16 protein-coding genes and 1 pseudogene are annotated in these 20156 nt (G+C 37.2%); 7 read left to right on the forward strand and 10 right to left on the reverse strand.

Going from position 1 to position 20156, the window contains the following annotated elements; all coding sequences use genetic code 11:
• Positions 1-185 precede the first annotated feature (185 nt).
• Positions 186-653, reverse strand: a complete 468-nt coding sequence (locus BWI92_RS21220) for a nuclear transport factor 2 family protein (RefSeq protein ID WP_095166562.1) — start codon at positions 651-653, stop codon at positions 186-188.
• Between the two features lie 225 nt (positions 654-878).
• Complete coding sequence (asnS, locus tag BWI92_RS21225) at positions 879-2324, reverse strand: asparagine--tRNA ligase (RefSeq protein WP_095166564.1); 1446 nt, start codon at positions 2322-2324, stop codon at positions 879-881.
• Positions 2325-2694: 370 nt separating this feature from the next.
• Between asnS and rpoN the strand changes: the two genes are divergently transcribed.
• From rpoN to cdaA, 6 genes and pseudogenes are all read left to right on the forward strand, one after another.
• A complete protein-coding gene (gene rpoN, locus BWI92_RS21230) occupies positions 2695-4164 on the forward strand; it encodes an RNA polymerase factor sigma-54 (protein WP_095166566.1) in 1470 nt (489 codons plus the stop codon).
• An 89-nt stretch (positions 4165-4253) separates the two neighbouring features.
• Positions 4254-4904 carry a hypothetical protein gene (locus BWI92_RS21235; protein ID WP_229363443.1) on the forward strand — a complete coding sequence of 217 codons (651 nt, stop codon included), beginning with the start codon at positions 4254-4256 and terminating at the stop codon, positions 4902-4904.
• Positions 4905-5030: 126 nt separating this feature from the next.
• Positions 5031-5810, forward strand: coding sequence for an enoyl-CoA hydratase/isomerase family protein (locus tag BWI92_RS21240; RefSeq protein ID WP_095166568.1), 780 nt, complete (start codon positions 5031-5033; stop codon positions 5808-5810).
• 1014 nt (positions 5811-6824) lie between these two features.
• A pseudogene (locus tag BWI92_RS21245) lies at positions 6825-7846 on the forward strand (SPASM domain-containing protein).
• A 32-nt stretch (positions 7847-7878) separates the two neighbouring features.
• Positions 7879-8559, forward strand: a complete 681-nt coding sequence (locus BWI92_RS21250; RefSeq protein WP_095166620.1) for a peptidoglycan DD-metalloendopeptidase family protein — start codon at positions 7879-7881, stop codon at positions 8557-8559.
• Positions 8560-8588: 29 nt separating this feature from the next.
• Positions 8589-9371, forward strand: a complete 783-nt coding sequence (gene cdaA / locus BWI92_RS21255; RefSeq protein WP_095166570.1) for a diadenylate cyclase CdaA — start codon at positions 8589-8591, stop codon at positions 9369-9371.
• Positions 9372-9656: 285 nt separating this feature from the next.
• Here the strand turns inward: cdaA and BWI92_RS21260 are convergent, their stop codons facing one another.
• From BWI92_RS21260 to queA, 7 genes are all read right to left on the reverse strand, one after another.
• Entirely contained in the window at positions 9657-11279 is a 1623-nt protein-coding gene (locus tag BWI92_RS21260) for an NADP-dependent glyceraldehyde-3-phosphate dehydrogenase (RefSeq protein ID WP_095166572.1), read from the reverse strand.
• A gap of 395 nt (positions 11280-11674) precedes the next feature.
• Positions 11675-12082, reverse strand: coding sequence for a DUF4332 domain-containing protein (locus BWI92_RS21265; protein WP_095166574.1), 408 nt, complete (start codon positions 12080-12082; stop codon positions 11675-11677).
• A gap of 644 nt (positions 12083-12726) precedes the next feature.
• Complete coding sequence (locus tag BWI92_RS21275; RefSeq protein ID WP_095166578.1) at positions 12727-12912, reverse strand: hypothetical protein; 186 nt, start codon at positions 12910-12912, stop codon at positions 12727-12729.
• 18 nt (positions 12913-12930) lie between these two features.
• Positions 12931-14115, reverse strand: coding sequence for an MFS transporter (locus BWI92_RS21280; RefSeq protein WP_095166580.1), 1185 nt, complete (start codon positions 14113-14115; stop codon positions 12931-12933).
• Between the two features lie 61 nt (positions 14116-14176).
• A complete protein-coding gene (gene meaB, locus BWI92_RS21285) occupies positions 14177-15172 on the reverse strand; it encodes a methylmalonyl Co-A mutase-associated GTPase MeaB (protein ID WP_095166622.1) in 996 nt (331 codons plus the stop codon).
• Between the two features lie 241 nt (positions 15173-15413).
• Positions 15414-16091: a 2-C-methyl-D-erythritol 4-phosphate cytidylyltransferase gene (locus tag BWI92_RS21290; protein ID WP_095166582.1), complete on the reverse strand. Its 678-nt coding sequence runs from the start codon at positions 16089-16091 to the stop codon at positions 15414-15416.
• Between the two features lie 117 nt (positions 16092-16208).
• Positions 16209-17261: a tRNA preQ1(34) S-adenosylmethionine ribosyltransferase-isomerase QueA gene (queA, locus tag BWI92_RS21295; RefSeq protein WP_095166584.1), complete on the reverse strand. Its 1053-nt coding sequence runs from the start codon at positions 17259-17261 to the stop codon at positions 16209-16211.
• 596 nt (positions 17262-17857) lie between these two features.
• Between queA and BWI92_RS21300 the strand changes: the two genes are divergently transcribed.
• Positions 17858-19162: a deoxyribodipyrimidine photo-lyase gene (locus BWI92_RS21300; protein WP_095166586.1), complete on the forward strand. Its 1305-nt coding sequence runs from the start codon at positions 17858-17860 to the stop codon at positions 19160-19162.
• 185 nt (positions 19163-19347) lie between these two features.
• Here BWI92_RS21300 and BWI92_RS21305 read toward each other — a convergent pair whose 3' ends face one another.
• Positions 19348-20151: a DUF3108 domain-containing protein gene (locus BWI92_RS21305; protein ID WP_095166588.1), complete on the reverse strand. Its 804-nt coding sequence runs from the start codon at positions 20149-20151 to the stop codon at positions 19348-19350.
• Positions 20152-20156 lie beyond the last annotated feature (5 nt).

Genomic DNA, 20156 nt, shown 5'->3' on the forward strand with positions numbered 1-20156 from the left:
CCTGAACTGACCTACTAAATTAATGCTATTAAATCGATATGTCTAAATTGCAAATACGCAATGCACTGTATCTCTACAACCGTATCACCTAGTCCGAGACTAAGTCTCGAACTAGGTGATACGGTTAAATGCTAATAATTAGAAATTAAATTCACAATTCTTAATTCACAACTCAGCATTAATACTTACTTGCCACAATCTTTTCTGCGAGTATCTGCTAAAGCGATGATTCTCCAACCTTCTGGAGTTTTGAAAAGCTGAAAGGCATCAACGCCACAATGACTAAATTTACCATTGGCATAAAATTCATAGGGAGTCCAAGCGGTTGCCATCTGCCCATCAATTCTGATTTCATAGCTCAATAACCTTTCTTCAATTGCCAAACTGGCAGGAAGTGAGCCAATTTGTTTGACAAAATCGGCAATTCCATTTTCGGTGGTAAGTTCCATTTGTTGTGTTTTACGACTCATTCCTATCGATTGCATTCGGATAGATGGGTGAAAAACTGCTTTAATCATAGTTGTATCATGCTTTTGCATGCCAGTAAATAGCTGGTCGATGACCGCCTTTACTGCAGTTTCGTCGGTAGACTGAGCAGATAGTGTTGCTGTAATTCCTATGATGAGGGAAAAGGTTAGTATAATTTTTTTCATATTAAAAAAAGAGTTTAAATACATGTGTCGACTCTGAAGTGTAAGCTGTAATAAAGATATTCATTTTCACATAAATGATTGACATGCTGAATAGCAAAAAAGGTTGTGCCGACATTTTTTCAAATATCAGCACAACCTTTAAAGTTGTTTATTTCTGTAGCATCCAAGATATATCTTTCAGGTTATTTTCTAATAACAGATATACCTATAACTACTAACTAGTTCCTAGAATTCAGCAGTTTTTGGCGTACGAGGGAAAGGAATTACGTCACGGATATTAGTCATACCCGTTACAAACATTACCAAACGTTCGAAACCAATACCGAAACCAGCGTGTGGTGCTGTACCAAACTGGCGAGTTTCTAAGTACCACCAAATTGATTCGATAGGAATACCGACTTCTTGACAACGTTGTGCCAATTTTTCGTAGTTATCTTCACGTTGCGAACCACCGATAATCTCACCAATACCTGGGAATAATACGTCCATTGCGCGTACAGTTTGCCCAGGAACATTATCAGTTACTTCATCCAACTTCATGTAGAAAGCTTTGATGTCTTTCGGATAGTTGGTTAAGATAACTGGTTTTTTGAAGTGTTTTTCTACCAAATAACGCTCATGCTCAGATTGCAAGTCGATACCCCAAGCTACAGGATATTGGAATTTACCTTCTTTATGACGTTTTGAGCTCAATAAGATTTGGATTGCTTCGGTATATGTCAACTTGACATAATCGTTGTCAATCACAAATTTCAATTTCTCAATAAGCGCCAGTTCTGAACGCTCTTCTTGTTTCTTATTTTTCTCTTCTTCTTTCAAGCGACCTTCCAAGAATACCAAGTCATCATAACAGTTGTCAAGGGCATACTTGATCACATACTTAGTAAAATCTTCAGCCAAAGCCATGTTGTCTTCTAATTCATAAAAAGCAACTTCTGGCTCAATCATCCAGAACTCAGCCAAGTGACGAGCCGTGTTTGAGTTTTCAGCACGGAAAGTAGGACCAAAAGTATAAACTTTTGATAACGCCATAGCGCCTAATTCACCTTCCAACTGACCCGAAACCGTTAGATTTGTTTCACGACCAAAGAAGTCTTCTTTGTAGTTAACAGACCCATCTTCGTTCAATGGTGGATTCTTAGGATCGAGCGTAGTTACACGAAACATTTCGCCTGCACCTTCAGCATCCGAACCAGTAATGATTGGAGTATGAAGATAGAAGAAACCATTGTCGTTGAAGTATTTATGAATGGCATATGCCAAAGTGTGACGAACACGAAGGATTGCTGAGAATGTATTTGTACGAGGACGCAAGTGACCAATTTCTCTCAAAAACTCCAATGAGTGTTTTTTAGGTTGTAATGGGTATTTCTCAGGGTCGGCAGTACCATATACAAGTGCAGATTTTACTTGTAATTCTACTTTTTGACCTGAACCTTGTGACTCGATTAAAGTTCCTGTAATGGCTACACATGCACCCGTTGTAATGAGTTTTTGAGTTTCCTCATTCAAAACACCTGCCTCAGCCACAGCTTGGATATTGTGAATAACCGAACCATCATTGATATTAATGAAAGTTACGTTTTTAGATTCACGCTTGGTTCTTACCCAGCCTTTTACTGTAATTTCTGAGCCTACAGCTGCTTCTGCTAAGATTTGTTTGATTTGCATTGTCTAGTTTTACAAAATGTATTTGAATAAATCTTCTTTATACCTCCATACGTAAGTATTTTAGTAAATAGGATTGCCATTTTGGTTACCTACTATTCAAAATTACTTACAATTCTGTCAATTACCGAATGATGAATTGCTTTTCATAAGTTTTTTGTAAGTGGTCGAAAAAAGTTTGAAAATGTAAGTTTCTGTTTTACAGATTTTTATGTAAAATGATTATTTGTATTTGGGATTTGTCAAACATCTTAATTATTTTTATCGAGCAAATTGGCAAGATTGTTGATAGAGGGTGAAAAGAAAGACCGTCCTCAAACCTTATACCAAACTTGATGGATGTTTCTACAGTAATCCTTACATGTCATAAAATATGCAAAAACTATCCTTAAACCAGTCGCTTCAGCAGCGACTATCACCACAACAAATTCAGTTTATAAAGCTCTTACAAATTCCGACGTTTGAGCTGGCGGCTAGAATTGAGGAGGAGCTTGAGATAAATCCAGCTTTGGAAGAAGGCATGGAGATGGATAATGACGTCCAAGAGCAAAAGGAAGAATTTGATGAAGAATTCGACGACTATAAAGAAGATGAATTTGCTGATTATGAGGACAGAGATTTGGATATAGACTCCTACCTCCATGATGATTATAGTGGTTACAAAATGCAAGGTGACGGAAACGGAGGGGAAGAAGAAGAAAAAGAAATGCCAATCATGATGGTGGAAAGTTTAACAGACCATCTCAACACTCAGCTCGGTTTTCTTCGATTAGACGAAACAAAAGAAACTATTGGAAAACAAATCATCGGTTCTATTGAAGCCGATGGCTATATTCGACGTCCAATGCAGGCCATTGTAAACGACCTTGCTTTCACACAAGGTGTTTATACCAGCATTGAAGAAGTCGAGGAGGTTTTGCGTGCCATTCAGACTTTCGACCCAGCGGGTATCGCTGCCAGAGATTTGAAGGAATGCCTATTACTCCAACTTGACCGCAAGTCCCAAAATGAGCCACGTATTCAGGATGCTATCCGAATAGTAGATGAGTACTTTGATGAATTTTCGAAAAAACACTACGAGAAGATTCAAAAGCGTCTTGGTATCACAGATGAAGCAATGAAGGAAGCGATCTCTTTGATTACTAAATTGAATCCCAAACCCGGTGCTTCTGACGATGATTCGAATGTGACGCAGTTCTTAATGCCTGACTTCATTCTGACGAATAATAATGGTAAGTTGGAAATTTTCTTGAATTCCAAAAATGCACCAGAATTGCGTGTGAGTACTTCATTCCACGAAATGCTCGAAACATATGACAAGAGCGACAAGAACAATAAATCAATAAAAGAAACGGTTACGTTTATCAAACAAAAACTGGATTCGGCCAAATGGTTTATCGACGCCATCAAACAACGTCAACAAACGCTCTTGAAAACTATGCAGGCGATTGTGGATTATCAAAAGGAGTTCTTTTTGTCGGGGGATGAGTCAAAACTTAAACCAATGATATTGAAAGATATCGCCAACGAAATCGAAATGGATATTTCTACCGTTTCGAGGGTGGCGAGTAGCAAATCGGTACAAACAGAATTTGGCTTGTATTTGCTTAAATATTTCTTCTCAGAAGGTATTTCGACCGAATCGGGCGAAGATGCTTCAAGCCGAGAAGTAAAAAATATCTTGAAAGAATTGATCGAGAATGAACCTAAGAAAAATCCGCTTTCGGATGATAAACTAGAAAAATACTTAAACGAAAAAGGATATAATATTGCTCGAAGAACGGTGGCAAAATATCGTGAACAACTCAATATCCCTGTAGCCCGCCTTCGTAAACAACTTTAATTGCAAGTCTATCATAAGTGAATGATGAATAGTTTTAAATTTGCTGTTGCAAGAAAATTATTCATCATTCACTTTTATTTTACTCGACTTTGAACGCTCGTCTCGCATATATTCTCTCTGTAGTACTACATCCCTTAGTTATGCCAACCTTGTTGTTTGGGATTATTTTTTACCAAGCGCCAGCTGCTATACCCAACCTAGAACTTTTTAACAGTGCAGCCAAAGTAGGAATGCTAAGTCTAAAGTTAGGACTTTTGATTCTGATTTTCCTTCAAACCTTCCTAGTTCCAGCGCTTTCTATCTATTTTGTATTTCGTTTAGGCTATATCAAAACACTTGATATGCAGACACTTCGCGACCGACGATTGCCCTATCTTCTTACCGTGATTATTTACACCTTTATTACGGCATTTTATACAAAATCCATTCAACAATTCCCTGAAGTAGCCGTGCTGATGAGCAGTATTACCTTTTCTATTGCGGTGGTATCTTTTGTTAGTTTGTACTGGAAAATATCCGCTCATGCTGTTGGCATATCAGGAACTATAGGCGCAATCTTGGGTATTGCGATTCACTTACCAGAGGCGCACTTGCTTGGAACACTTGCTACGTTAGTAATTTTAGGAGGCTTCTTACTTTCCGCTCGATTACAGTTGGCAGCACATACACTTTCCCAGATTATTGCAGGTGTAGCAGTGGGTCTAGCTATTAGTTTATCAGTCACTTTGCTTTTATTGTGAGCATATATTTTGAAGTTTCTTGTATGAGATAATTATCAAAACTAAAATTAAATAGTATGCTTGCATAACAAATTATTTTTTTAGAACTTCAAACATTGATTGTAAAACCTTTTTAACAGAAAATCTATGTTTGAATTACTAAAATATGAAGTGAAAAATGCTATTGCATTTATTACGCTCAATCGACCTGAGGTGTATCATGCTTTAAATCCTGGTCTGATTCAGGAAATAACCAAAGCCGTAAATATGGCATCAGAAGATACTGACGTTCGTGTGATGGTGTTGACCTCAGAAGGGGAGAAGGCATTTTGCTCTGGTGCAGACTTAAAAGAAGGGTTGGGCAATATAAAACTACCAAGCGAATCATTACGTAAAAACTACAATCCGATGGTATTGGCTATGCGAAATTCTCCCAAACCAATTATTGGGGGATTAAATGGCATCGCTGCAGGGGCAGGGTGTTCGTTGGCTTTGGCTTGTGATATATTAATTGCCTCTGAAACTGCGGCAATGTCTGAAATTTTTGTCAGTATTGGCTTAATTATCGACGCTGGCTCTTCGTATTTCTTACCAAGAATTGTTGGTTCACAACTTGCTTTTGAGCTATGCTCTACAGGTAGGCGCTTAAGTGCTCAGGAGTGTTTGGAATTAGGTTTGGTTTCGAAAGTAGTGCCAGCAAATGAATTTAGAGCAACATTGGAGTTTGTAGCGCAGCAATATGCCAAAGCACCAACCAAGGCAATTGGTTTAATCAAGAAAGTATTGAATCAATCTTCACATTCTTCACTAGAACAAATGTTGGAGTTGGAAGCAATTCATCAAGATGAAGCAGCTCAAAGCCATGATTTTGTAGAAGGAGTCACCGCATTTTTACAGAAAAGACCTGCCAATTTTCAGGGTAAATAAAGGTGAATTTGTATGCTAAAGAAAATTCATAGATAATGTCTACGGCTTTAGCAAAACGAGATAGGTATAAAATTAGAAAAGTCAAGAGTATCACTCTTGACTTTTTCTGTAACCCGAACCCATAAAAAAATAATCTAATAAAAGATTACTTAGTTAGTATTTTGAATGCTTTCGCAATAGAATATCGTATATCAATTAAATGATTAATGTCTTGGTAAAGTGATGCCTTAAATGCTTATTGGACGCAATGAAGATGAGCTGAGATTATATCTCAGAAACAAGTATGAAGAAATTAGTTTTAAATTAAGTAAGGTTATAATTTATACTAATTATATCATATCGTCATCACATCTAGCGGAATGTTTTGAGGACATCTATAACAAGAGCAATTTGCATTAGAATTGTTGAAATAGCAATATTTTTTTTAAATTTTTTTCATAAAAAACTACGATTTTTTGAAAGTATATATTTTTATCGTTGAAAAATCATGATTTTCGAAAAAATAAGGTGATTTGTTTTTGCCTAATTCCGAATATTCATTCATTTTAAGAATGGCTTTAAAGTCGATTTTCTCCTAAATTTTAGACCTAATCGTCTACGAAATATTCTAAAAACAATGGCTTTTTTGAGTGTTCAGCTTTGTGTACATACAGAATCAAAAAGCGCTATTTTCTACTATATTCTTCACCAACTCCTTGCCAAATTACCTACAGATGTTTTATGCATTAAATCAAGAAAGTACCCCTTGTGCTAATGAACTTTTTTCAAAATATCTCTTTTATTCAATAAAGCTGTACTCTTTTACAAGGAATTAAACAATATACCCCGATGTTTTAACATTTATTGAGTAATTTGCAGAGTAAATAGCAATAACAACCAAGTTCTTTAATTTACGATTGATTTTGTGTAAAATAAAGGCTTGCATAGTGTTGGAGAACTCTCAAAATGACTAGCTAAATGTGGTATTTCGGACCATAGGTCTGTAATCCTATGCCACATAGCGCATACACTATAATGAATAGAAACCTTACTGACGGTCTGAATTTTATCTCAAAACTTACATGGAAGCGTTTCTGGAATGCTACTCAGGTGTTGGCGAGCTACTATTTCTCTAAATTTACAGGTAAGGTTCATCATTGGGGGCTTCCTATCAGTATTTCGTTTGAGCCAACTACTTCTTGCAACCTACGATGTCCCGAATGCCCAAGTGGACTTCGTTCTTTTACCAGACCAACGGGTATGCTTTCTGATGAGATGTTTCGTCGGTCTATAGATGAACTTGCGGATACACTTACGTATCTAATTTTTTATTTTCAAGGCGAACCTTATCTTCATCCACAATTCTTGGAACTAGTACAGTACGCTGCCAGCAAGAAAATTTACACGGCTACCTCTACCAATGCTCATTATCTTAGCGATGTACAAGCCAAAAAACAGTAGAATCAGGACTTGACAGGCTGATTATTTCGATTGATGGAACTACCCAAGAGGTGTATGAACAATATCGTGTTGGTGGTAAGCTCCATAAGGTAATTGAAGGAACAAAGCATATTGTCAAATGGAAAAAAGCGCTTAAGTCTTCCACGCCACATATCGTATTTCAGTTTTTGGTAGTACGTCCCAACGAACACCAAATTGAGGAGGTAAAGCAATTGGCGAAGGAGTTAGAGGTAGATGAAGTTGCCTTAAAAACAGCCCAAATATATGATTACGAGCAAGGCTCAGCCTTGATTCCGACAATAGAAAAATATGCTCGCTACCAACAACAAGCAGATGGAAGCTATCAAATCAAAAATCATTTGCTCAATCATTGTTGGAAAATGTGGCATTCATGCGTAATTACTTGGGATGGATTGGTAGTTCCATGCTGTTTTGACAAAGATGCAGAACATAGATTAGGTGATTTGAGTCAAACGTCATTTAAAACCCTTTGGAAAGCTGAATCCTATCAGAATTTTAGACAAGTCGTTTTGAAATCAAGGAGTGAAATTGAAATGTGTAAAAACTGTACTGAGGGTACACAGGTATGGGCCTAAAGCCTTTATACAAACAAGATTTTAAGACAAAAATGTTAATAGAAGAAATACTAAAAAAATATGATTTTGCTCCAGTTGTGCCTTTCGAATTGTCGGAAGATACCCTGTTGAAAATCGACCTTACCGCTGAGAATACCGACCTAAAGAAAATAGATTTAACCGATACTGCTATTTTTTCAGAATATGTATTTGCTAAAATTCAAGAAGCGCAGGCAGTTTGTGCCATCGGCGGATATTTTGAAAATCGGTATATATATCGTAGAAGTGAACATTTCCAGCAAACCGTAGAACCTAGGTCTATTCACTTGGGAGTAGATATTTGGGCAGCTGCTGGTACGCCAGTATTTGCACCATTGGCTGGTAAAGTCCATAGTTTTGCCAACAATGATAACTTTGGTGATTATGGTCCAACCATCATTCTGGAACATGAACTAGAAGGTTATATTTTTTACACGCTGTATGGACATTTGAGTGTGAGCTCTTTGGATGGACTAGCAGTCAATCAGGTTATTGATAAGGGGCAGCGTATAGCAGAATTCGGCAATTTTCCTGAAAATGGCAACTGGCCTCCTCATTTGCATTTTCAAGTGATGACTGATATGTTGGGCAAACAAGGAGATTTTCCTGGCGTATGCGAGCCATCCAAAATTGATTTTTACCGAGCTATTTGTCCTAATGCTCATATCTTACTTAAAACCGACACTTTATATTAGTACTTTAATCGCAAAAACCTTAAAACTGTATGCACATTGGCTTTTTAAATATTGATTTTATAGATGTAGTTGACGTAATGCTGGTAGCTTTCTTGCTCTATCAGATATACCGACTCATTCAGGGTAGTATTGCGAATAAGATATTTTTTGGCTTTATCATCGTATATGCTGTTTATTTGTTAGCAACGGCCTTTGGCATGGAATTGCTTTCTGCCATTTTGGGGCAATTTATGAATGTTGGAGTATTGGCACTTTTAATTATTTTTCAACAAGAAATTCGTCGTTTTCTATTAATGTTGGGTCGCTCGACCTCATTCCAAGAAAATGCGATTTTGAAAAGATTTTATACGCCCAAAATTTCCAAAGATAAGGTATCCAATCTTCAAGCTATAGTAGAAGCAACACGTACAATGGCTGCTACGCATACAGGTGCGTTGATTGTTATTGAAAAAGAAGATGATTTGAAAAAATTCATTGAATCTGGTGATGAAATCGACTCTCAGGTATCCAAAAGATTACTCTTGACCATTTTTCATAAAAACTCACCATTGCACGACGGAGCTGTTATTATCAAAAATAGTCGCTTGGCTGCGGCTCGTTGTATGCTTCCTATCTCGGAAAGTGGTACGATTTCGCCAACGCTAGGTTTCAGACACCGTGCTGCATTTGGGATGAGCGAACAAACTGATGCCGCAGTGATTGTAGTATCAGAGGAAAAGGGTGAAATTTCTTTCGTGTCTCATGGAGGAATTTTTAGAAATATGTCTACCAAAGATTTAGAGTCAAAATTAAGCGAGTACCTATTGAATTAAGAAAGAAGACGTTATTCGTTAATAGTATATTCGTTATTTGAAGTAGCTCATAATTAGAAGGTTAAATTAAAATTACATCTCGGATATACTATTAATTCACAATTCACAACTCGCAATTCAGCATTAATAGTGACACATAAAAACAAAAAGGCTGTTTCAAATTTGAAACAGCCTTTTTGTTTTTATGATAAGTAAAAAGCCTTCATTGGTTAATAGTAGGAGAACATCCATTGTTGAAGTAGATAATCTCTGATAACATTCACACTAATAACCAATAACTTTTACCTACAATATAAATCTAGTTGACAAGAAGTTAGATTCTTGATTTTCAACAATTTGATTTACCAATGCTTTGTTTTCAGCAGTTTGTTTTGTTGCTACAACCGTACGAATCGAGAACGAACGAAGTGCTGCTGTTACAGACAAAGTACCTTCAGCAGAGTCTTTACGACCTGTGAATGGGAATGTGTCTGGTCCACGTTGACATTGAGCATTGATATTCACACGAGAAACTTGGTTTACCGCAGCATCGATCAATTCTGAAATTTGATTTACATCAGTTCCGAAAATAGATACTTGCTGACCGTGTGAAGAATTGGTAATATATTCGATTGGCTCTTCAATATTGTTGAAAGGTACCACTGGAACTACAGGGCCAAATTGCTCTTCATGCCAGATTTTCATTTGGCTAGTTACTGGTGAAAGTAAAGCAGGGAATACGAATGATTTGAAGCTTTCGCCACCATTTTCGTTAATCACTTTTGCACCGTGTAACTTAGCATCCTCGATAAGCTCCTTCAAATATGCTGGCTTGTTTGGCTCAGGAAGCGGCGTAATGTTTACACCTTTTTCCCACATCAAACCTAATTTCAATTTGCCAATTTCTTCAGCCATACGTTGGTTGAACTTTTCTATCAATGTTTCGTGAACGAACATGATTTTGAGTGCAGTACAACGCTGACCATTGAATGACAATGAGCCTAGCATACATTCTTTAACTGCCAATTCAAGGTCTGAACTTTCTGTAACGATAGCTGCATTTTTTGCATCCAAACCTAAGATTGCTCTCAAACGGTTTACTTTAGGGTGCATTTTTTTCAACTTATCAGCTACCTTAGATGAACCAATCAAGGTCAATACATCGATTTTACCTGACTCCATTAAGCTAGGGATAACCGAGTTTCCACGACCATAAACTGTGTTGATTACACCAGCAGGGAATGAATCACGGAACGCCTCTAATAATGGGTAGTGCAATAATGTACCGTGTTTCGGAGGTTTAAACAACAACGTATTTCCCATAATCAAAGCAGGAATCAATGTTGTGAAAGTCTCATTCAATGGGTAGTTGAATGGTCCCATACACAATACAACACCTAGTGGTGAGCGACGTACTTGCCCGATAATACCTTCTTCAATCAAGAAAGTAGAAGAGTTACGGTCGATATCTTTAAGCGCGTCGATTGTATCGTAGATGTACTGAACAGTACGGTCAAATTCTTTCTGTGAATCACCTAAAGATTTACCGATTTCCCACATCAACAATTTTACAACCTCGTCACGTTTTTGGATCATTTTTTGAGTAAAACGCTCAACGCATTCGATACGTTGTTTTACACTCATCGATGGCCATTCGCCACGACCATTGTTGTAAGCTTTCACGGCTGCATACAATACTTCGATAGCATCTGGGGCATCTGTGATAGGGTAAGAACCAATGCGTTTTTGTTCTAATCCTTTTTCAGTTTTTACATAAACAGGAGACCAAACATCTTGGGTTTTACCAGCCCATTGACGCATCTCACCATTTACCAAGTATTCACGTTGCTCAATCGGCTCGGTGATATTATATTCTGCTGGAATATCAGCTTCCGCAGGGAATAAATTTTCGAGTTGGGATGTGTTCATATTGCGCTAAAAAAAAATTGGCTTGAGATTATTATTTTATTTCAGTTAACAGTTTTATTATAGTGTTTGAATATGCTACGAATTGTACAATTTTCGCTGATTGATTTCTTGCCAAAGTTCAATAAAAAGCTAATTTCATCCGTCAGGCTTCGATGATTTATTGAAATTTTACAATGTTGGATTAGTTTTGTTCAAAAAAATCTTTTCAGCTTTGATAAAATGGCGTATTAATATTGAAAAATATTAGGAAAAAAATCATGGTTATTGTTTACTTTCTAAATAATCTTGGAAGCATTTTTAAACAAAAAAAGTACCCTCAACTACGCTAATACAAAGCTATAGTGAGGGTACTTTTACTCGATAAAGAGTAGTATTATTTCAAGATTTTATCCAGATTAGTAAGTGACAACTGGAGGTAAAGTTTTTGCATGCTCAATATAGCCTTCTACTTGAGACAAGCTTGGAACACGTCCGCTTAAGCCTTTTGCTTCATTTGTTTCTACCATTTTAGCGTGCAAGTTAGCAGCATTACGAGTTGCTAATTCTTTTACAGTATCCACACCAGCAGCCTCTAAAAGGTCAGATGTTTCTTCTGCAATGCCTTTGATTCTGAACAAATCAGCCATGTTTACCCAACGAAGGATGCGTTTTTCATCGATTCCTGTTTCATCAGCCAATGATGAGCGACCTTTTTTGGTAGCACCAACTTCAAGGAGTTGTTCAACAGTTTTGATATTTACTGCACCTAATTTTTCAGCATAAACTGGACCGATTCCTTCGATGTCTAAGATGTTATAAGCCATTTTTTTCTAAAAGTTAAATAATTGATTATTAGATTGTTGTTTTGTTTTACTCCAATCCTCAATCGATTTCAGAAAGAGAGTTATTGGGTAAAGGTTATATTAAATTTGTGAAAAAACTTCGTACAAGTATAAAATATTGTACCAAGGTTGGTCTTTTACACAAACTTAATAGACAAGAAAAACGAGATAGGATTTTGATGCTAAGCTATAATCCTGCTATTGATTTTGAAAGTAAATTTTCGAGGAGTCAGAAATTCAACTGTCCAAAGTTATAGCAAGATGATATAAATGAAAAAGGGGCAAAAAAACAACTACCAAGGTTATATCTTGTTGTGAGTAAATTTAGAAATATATCTATAAAAAAAACAAGGATTATTAAGCTTTTTTCTATTCTAATGGCTTAAAATCCTTGTTTTTTGAAATATGTTATTTGTATAAAGGTTATAAGTTCATCGGTTTCTTTTTCACATAAATGTTAGAAACAATTTAGTGGACCCTAATTGAGTAACAGGAAAGATTAAATGAATGATAAATCTAAGTGCCTTTCTAATAGTATACCTCGGATTATGAGAGTATTCTGATAACAGATATACTATTAACGAATAACCTTTTACTTTTAAAATGAACTGTCTATTAAATACATGCTACGCAAACTGCTTCAGCATATATTTACGACGAAGCTGGTTTATTAAAAACTTCTTCTGCGCTGTAAAGCCATCAGGGTGCATTTCATTAAAAATCTTTTTCAATTCTGCGAAATGCTTTGGATTGTCCCATAAAAACATTTCTGCATTGATATTTTTTTCTTCGAGATATAGCTCAAATACCATGATTTTGTGATTTAAACTTTAAGCAACAAGGTGCTTTTTCTGATTCTTACGTAATATTACTAAATACACCAAACTTACCAAAGATAATACCGCCGCAATGATGTACGAATAGGGTAGATTTTCTACTTTACCTTGATAAAGCTTTCCTGCTGCTACAGCGCCTATACCAATGCCTGCTTCAAGGGCTATATACATGGTTGCCATAGCACGCCCTCGGTATCGCTCGTCAGACAAATCTACTGTCCAAGCGGTGAGGGTAGGGGTATTGAAGCCCCAAGAGAAACCAAACAAAATAGAGGCTATCATCAAGGCTGTGAAGTTATTGGCATATCCTAAAATCAGCATGGATACGGCCAACAAAACACTTGAAATGATGAGTACAGGAATTCGTCCGTATTTATCTGAACTTTTGGCAAAAAACATTCTCACAACCAATGATGCAATCGTATAAACTGTAAAGAATATTCCTTTGTTGCTCATACCAAGCATCTTGGTTTGATCGGGAATGAGTGTTAAGATAACACCCGATGAAAACGACACTAATAGCATGACCAAAAAAGTAGGCACAACCCTCGGCTCGAAAACATCCACCCAGCCTATTTTGAAAAGTTTTAGAGAAAAAGGCTGTTTTTGTTCTTTGGGAAGTGTTTCTTTCATATTTACCAAAATCAAAATCGATAATAAGGCAAATGAGGAAGAAGTATAAAACATAGTATTTATCGAGAATAATTCGGTCAGATAGCCCCCAATGGTCGGTCCCATCGACATACCTGTGGCGGTAAAAATGCCTAACATCCCTTGTGCCTCGCCACGACGGTCTTCGGGAATAATATCGGCAACGTAGGCGGAAGTTGCCGTAGGTTTGGTGCCTGTAGACATCCCATGAATAAACCTTAAGAAAAGAAATGTGGCCACACCACTTACCCAAGGATAAATACCGCCACAAATAAAACATACCACTGAACCAAAAGCCATAATGGGAACGCGTCCAATGGTATCGGTTAGTTTTCCAGAGAATGGTCTCGAAATACCAGCCGTTAATGTAAATAAAGCAATAATATAACCGATGTATTCTTTTCCACCCATGGATGCCAAATAATCTGGCAACTCTGGAATCATCATTTGGAAACTTGCTGAAAACAGGAAATTACTTAAACATAAAAGCCAAAACTGAAGGGTGTAAATGGAATTTGTTTTTGTCATCTTACTAAATGGATTGTTTCAAAAACTCATAAGTATGAGAAATACAACTTATGAGAATATATTAGGAATATATCGACTTTTCAAAGAGCTTTAATAGCTCAAGAGCAGCCTTGATGGGTAATTTTTGCCCTTCTGTTACCGCTGATTCTACGCTCGAAAGCTCTTGTTGAATCTGTGGATTTTGGTAAAATCTTTCCTCTAGTGTCTGCTTTATAAAGTCATGCATCCAAGCTAGATTTTGTTGTTTGCGGTTAATAAAGAAATAGCCATTTTGTTGTAAAAGTTCACGATGAGCAAGGATCGTTTTCCAAATGTCATCTATCCCCGTTTGGGTCACAGCCGAGCAAGTCAATACTTTTGGATACCAGCCACTACCGCTCGCAGGGAACAAATGAAGGGCATTTTCATAGGAAACTTTCGCCTGACGAGCTTGTAGTTCGTTACCCGAATCGGCTTTGGTAATTGCCACCAAATCAGCCATTTCCATAATGCCTTTTTTGATACCTTGAAGCTCGTCGCCTGCACCAGCCAACATGAGCAATAAGAAAAAATCTACCATCCCATGAACAAATGTTTCTGATTGCCCAACGCCAACAGTTTCGATAACAATCACTTCAAATCCTGCTGCTTCGCAAAGCAACATCGTTTCTCGTGTTTTATGAGTTACCCCTCCCAATGAGATACCCGCAGGTGAAGGTCGGATATACGCCAAGGGGTCTCTCGAAAGTTCTTCCATACGTGTCTTGTCTCCAAGAATACTGCCTTTTGAAATTTGACTACTTGGGTCAATCGCCAGCACAGCAATTTTTTTCCCTTGATTGGTCAAATGTTTTCCAAAAGTCTCGATAAAAGTACTTTTGCCAACGCCAGGTACTCCTGTAATGCCTAGTCGGACTGAGTTACCAGTGTGTGGCAAGAGTGTTTCGAGTACCTCTCTAGCTAGCGCCTTATCTGTATCGAGCTGACTTTCGATTAGAGTAATAGCTCTGCTCAGTATCATTCGGTTGCCTTCTAATACTCCAGCAACGTATTCGTCCTTGCTAAGTCGTTTTCTCATTTGGTTTTTATATGGGGTTTTGTTTTGTTTTTTGTTAGTGAACAGGGGCAAAGGCACAGAGGCACAAAGTGATTTTAGGGTATAGGGTTTAGTTTTTTCTTTTGAAGTAGGCACAAAGTGTTTTTAGGCGATAGGGGTGAGGGATTAGGGTTCAGTTTTTTCGGAAAAGTTGAAAAATGTGCGTTGTAAATGGGTAGATAGTGTGTGAGACTTTTTTAACCAAATCCCAAATCCCCAATCCTCAATCCCTATACTTCTCTAAAAGCATATTGGCAAACAGCAAGTCTTCTGGCGTTGTAATTTTGATGTTTTCATAAGAACCATCAATCAAATGAATAGGAAAGCCTGCTGCTTCTACTACGCTAGCGTCGTCGGTAAATGTGCTTAGTTCTTCTGTTTCAAAAGCTTTTTTCAAAATACTTACCTGAAATGTCTGTGGTGTCTGAATCAAACGTACTGTAGATCGGTCAACGGCGACTCCATTGACTCTTACCGAATCTTTGGATGGAACGCTTACCACGGCACTACCCAAGGTCTGGGCTGTTTGGTAACTATTTTGAATAACTGCTGCCTCTACAAACGGACGCACGCCGTCATGAATACTGACCAATCCATCACCTTCGATACGAGAGAGACCGTTTTGGGAAGACTGAAAACGGGTTTGACCGCCATCCACCAACCAGTGAGGAACTCTCTGAGCTATATCCGAATGTTTTTCGCAAAGAGATTGCCAGTATGCCTGATGGGCGCTGGGTAATACCAAAATCAATTGGATACTTTCGTCGGCTTGTTTGAAGCGTAAAAGGGTATGGAAAAGGATTGGTAAACCACCTAGCTCAATGAATTGCTTGGGAAGTTGGCTTTGCATACGACTACCACTTCCGCCTGCAACAACGATGGCATATTTGTTTGAAGACATAATGATGATATAAATGAGGAAACAGCCTTTAAACAAGAAGTCGTAAGAAATTTGTGTTGAAACAAACTCTTACGACTTCTCAAAGTATTGCTAATTCTTACGCTGGAAAGAAATGGATTAGATAATCAACATTGCATCGCCGTAGCTAAAGAATTTGTATTTTTCTTTAATCGCAATTTCGTATGCTTCTTTGATTAGTTCATAACCACCAAATGCACTTGTCATCATGATAAGGATAGACTCAGGCAAGTGGAAATTTGTTAGAAGAGCATTTGGAATACGGAAATCGTAAGGAGGGAAGATAAATTTATCTGTCCAGCCTTCAATTGGCTTCAAGTGACCGTCTGCCGATACAGAAGATTCCAACGCTTTCAAGGCAGTTGTACCAATCGCACAAATACGCTTGTTGGTATCAATACCGTCGTTTACTAGCTTACAAGTATCTTCAGGAATAAAGAAGTTTTCTGAATCTGTTTTGTGCTTGGTAAGGTCTTCTACATCTACCTGACGGAAAGTTCCTAAACCTACGTGCAAAGTCAATGGTGTAAATGCCACACCTTTCAACTCCATACGCTTCATGATGATTTTGTTGAAGTGCAAACCTGCTGTTGGGGCAGCCACAGCACCTACATGCTCAGCATAAATCGTTTGATAACGTTCTTCGTCGCTTGTTTCTACTTTACGCTTAAAACGAATTTCGTCTGGAAGTGGCGTTTCTCCCAATTCATGAATAGCTTTCATTAAGGCATCATGATCGCCATCGTACAAGAAACGAATAGTACGACCACGAGAAGTAGTGTTGTCAATTACCTCAGCTACTAAATCACTGTCACCAAAATATAATTTGTTACCAACACGAATTTTACGAGCTGGATCTACCAACACGTCCCACAAGCGGTGCTCACGGTTTAATTCACGAAGTAAGAAAACTTCAATTTTAGCACCTGTTTTTTCTTTTTGTCCAAACAAACGTGCAGGAAATACTTTTGTATTGTTAGTTACCATTACATCACCATCTTCAAAGTAGTTGATGATGTCGGAAAACATCTTGTGTTCAATTTGTTTTGTCTTGCGATTTACAACCATCAAGCGAGACTCTCCACGGTTTTCTGATGGATAAAGTGCGATCAAGCTCTGTGGCAGGTCAAATCTAAATTCCGAAAGTTTCATTATGCTATTTATTGCTGTTTATGTTCTGTCAAAAGACAATAAATGACCTATGCTACTACCATGTTGGTATGGACTAGGTTGTCTATTTGAAAGCGATTCTTGCAAATATACAATTTTACTATAGGCCTTGTCAATACATTTTCTATTGTAATATGGTAATTTTTGTTAGTTTATTTGATTTTTCTAACAATTGTACCCAAGTTATTTACTCCAAAAAGTACAAAAAAGTGCATTTAAAGCTTTGAGATGATATCTTCTGAAATTTCTTTCGAATTTGTGAGTAGATAAAGAAAAAATGTTTCGTGAGAATAAAATCTTCTTTATTTCGAAAATAAATGACGAATTCCTTTCTACAGATATCATTATGGGTACAAGGGGATTATCTAAAATATGTTGAAATCCTATAGGGGAGGTATTTTTGAATGGTAGAAATAGGCAGGTGGTGCATGGATAAGGCTTTGATTCATAGTTGAAGGTTTTTAAATTATATCTTGAGAAAATTACATTTTTTTTAGCCTATTCCCCAAATTTTATGGAGGTAATCTTCAAACAATTTTAGCAAGTGGTGAGTTTACTTAGGATAATCAAATTTTACTATGTCAAAATACACCCTTTTTTGGTTTAGAAGAGACCTTCGTCTCCATGACAATGCAGGCTTTTACAGAGCTTTACGCAACCACTCAAATGTATTGCCGATTTTTATTTTTGATAGAAATATTTTAGATAAACTCGATGATAAGAAAGACCGAAGAGTAGAATTTATTCATCAGGTAATCACCGATTTGAACACTCAACTCAAAGCATTTGGAAGTGGTTTGTTGGTAAAGTATGGTACGCCCGAAACGGTATTTCCTGAGCTTTTGTCAACCTATGATATCGAGGCTGTTTATACCAATCATGACTTTGAAAGTTATGCTATCGAGCGTGACAATATGGTACATGAGTACCTGCAATCGGAGGGAGTTGAGTTCCGTACTTTTAAAGATCATGTGATTTTTGAAAAGAATGAAGTACTCTCAGGTAGCAAAACGCCCTACACAGTATTTACACCTTACAGTCGTAAATGGAAAGAAACCCTCAACGACTTCTATGTAAAGTCCTATCCTACAGAAAAATATTTTTCTCATTTATCCAAAATAAATTTACCCGAGCCTCCAAGTCTTGAGTCGATGGGATTTGCACCTGTTGGAATGAGTTTTCCTGTTAAAGAAGTGAAGGATTTACTCGTCAAAAATTATGCTGAAAAGAGAGATTTTCCAGCTATTTTAGGTACCTCTCGGTTATCCGTTCACTTGCGATTTGGGACTGTAAGTATTAGAGAATTAGTAAAAAAAGCACAAAATTTATCAGAAACTTGGCTTAATGAGTTAATTTGGCGCGATTTTTATTTTAATATTGTATATCATTTTCCTCACATTTGTCAGGGAGAAGCTTTTCGCCGTGAGTATGATCAAATCGAATGGCGAAACAATGAGCAAGAGTTTGAAGCTTGGTGTAAAGGGCAAACTGGTTATCCAATTGTTGATGCAGGAATGCGTGAGTTGAATGCTACAGGCTTTATGCACAATCGTGTACGCATGATTGTGGCAAGCTTTTTGACGAAACATTTGTTGATTGATTGGCGATGGGGTGAAGCTTATTTTGCCAAAAAATTACTAGATTTTGATTTTGCCGCCAACAATGGAGGTTGGCAGTGGGCTTCGGGTAGTGGTTGTGATGCAGCGCCTTACTTTAGGGTATTTAACCCGACTCTCCAAACGCAAAAATTCGATAAGCAATTAGAGTACACCAAAAGGTGGGTACCCGAATTAAATTCATTGTCCTATCCACAACCAATAGTGAATCATGAAATGGCTCGAAAAAGAGTCCTAGAGGTTTATCAAAAAGCATTAAAAAAATAAGTTTTTGATAAAATTGATTCACATTCTGTGACTTTTAACCTAAAATATAGTCACAAAATCAGTTGTGTTGAAAAAGGGTAACCATTTCTAATGGTGGTTAAGATTATATAATGTTGTGTAGATTTCGAGAAAGGTGAGAGGCTGTTGCTCTCACCTTCTTTGTTTTATGACAGTTAAGAAAACTCTTAGTTGTTATCAAATTTCAAATCTTGTTTCAAGCCACTGTAGCTTCGTAAGTCGAGTGCCAAAGCTCCAATTTTTAAGCCAATTTCTACCCGAATCGGAATTTTGTTGGCATCGTTTGATACCCAAATAATTACAGATTCCTCGTCTACAAAGAAATTGTTTTTAGGTAGCATTGGGATAATTTTATAGGTTTCTATTTTCCCAAATTTGGTCTTGATAGTTTCTTTTCCTTTAAACTTTAATCTCATGTTGTAGATTTTATTGTCAAAGAAAAATGACAGAGGATAGCTTTCACCAGGCTTCGTTTTATTAAAATCCATTGCCCTAACATAGTAATAGCTACTCACCACATCTTGTATGCCATCGGGAATACTTAAGGTTTTCTTTTCTTTATCATCAATGAGTTCAAAGGTTTTGGCCACATTTTGTTGATGGTCGAATATGACTTTTTCTTCAGCTTTATAATTGCCTTCTTGCTTTTTCATGTAAAACTGATGGGGCATAATTTTTTCGCTGTCGATATGAGATGCCCATGTGTCACGGACTCTTGTTACCCAATCGGTTACGCCTGTAGTACGACCATTTACCACTACTTTATAACAAGGACGACCATTAGCCATTTGGAACTTGTCGTCCACATCTACCACAGCTTCGGCAGCATTTACAAAGCCATAATGCACTCTATATTCGATATGTTCGCCTTTGACCAAACTTGTAGAATCAACGATTTTGTTGTTTTCTTGAAAAAAGCTAAAAGCGGTCAAGGATAGCAAGATTGTTCCCCCGATAAGAATATTTTTCATGTTAC

Origin of the sequence: Flectobacillus sp. BAB-3569, assembly GCF_002270355.1 — a bacterium.
GTDB lineage: Bacteria > Bacteroidota > Bacteroidia > Cytophagales > Spirosomataceae > Flectobacillus > Flectobacillus roseus.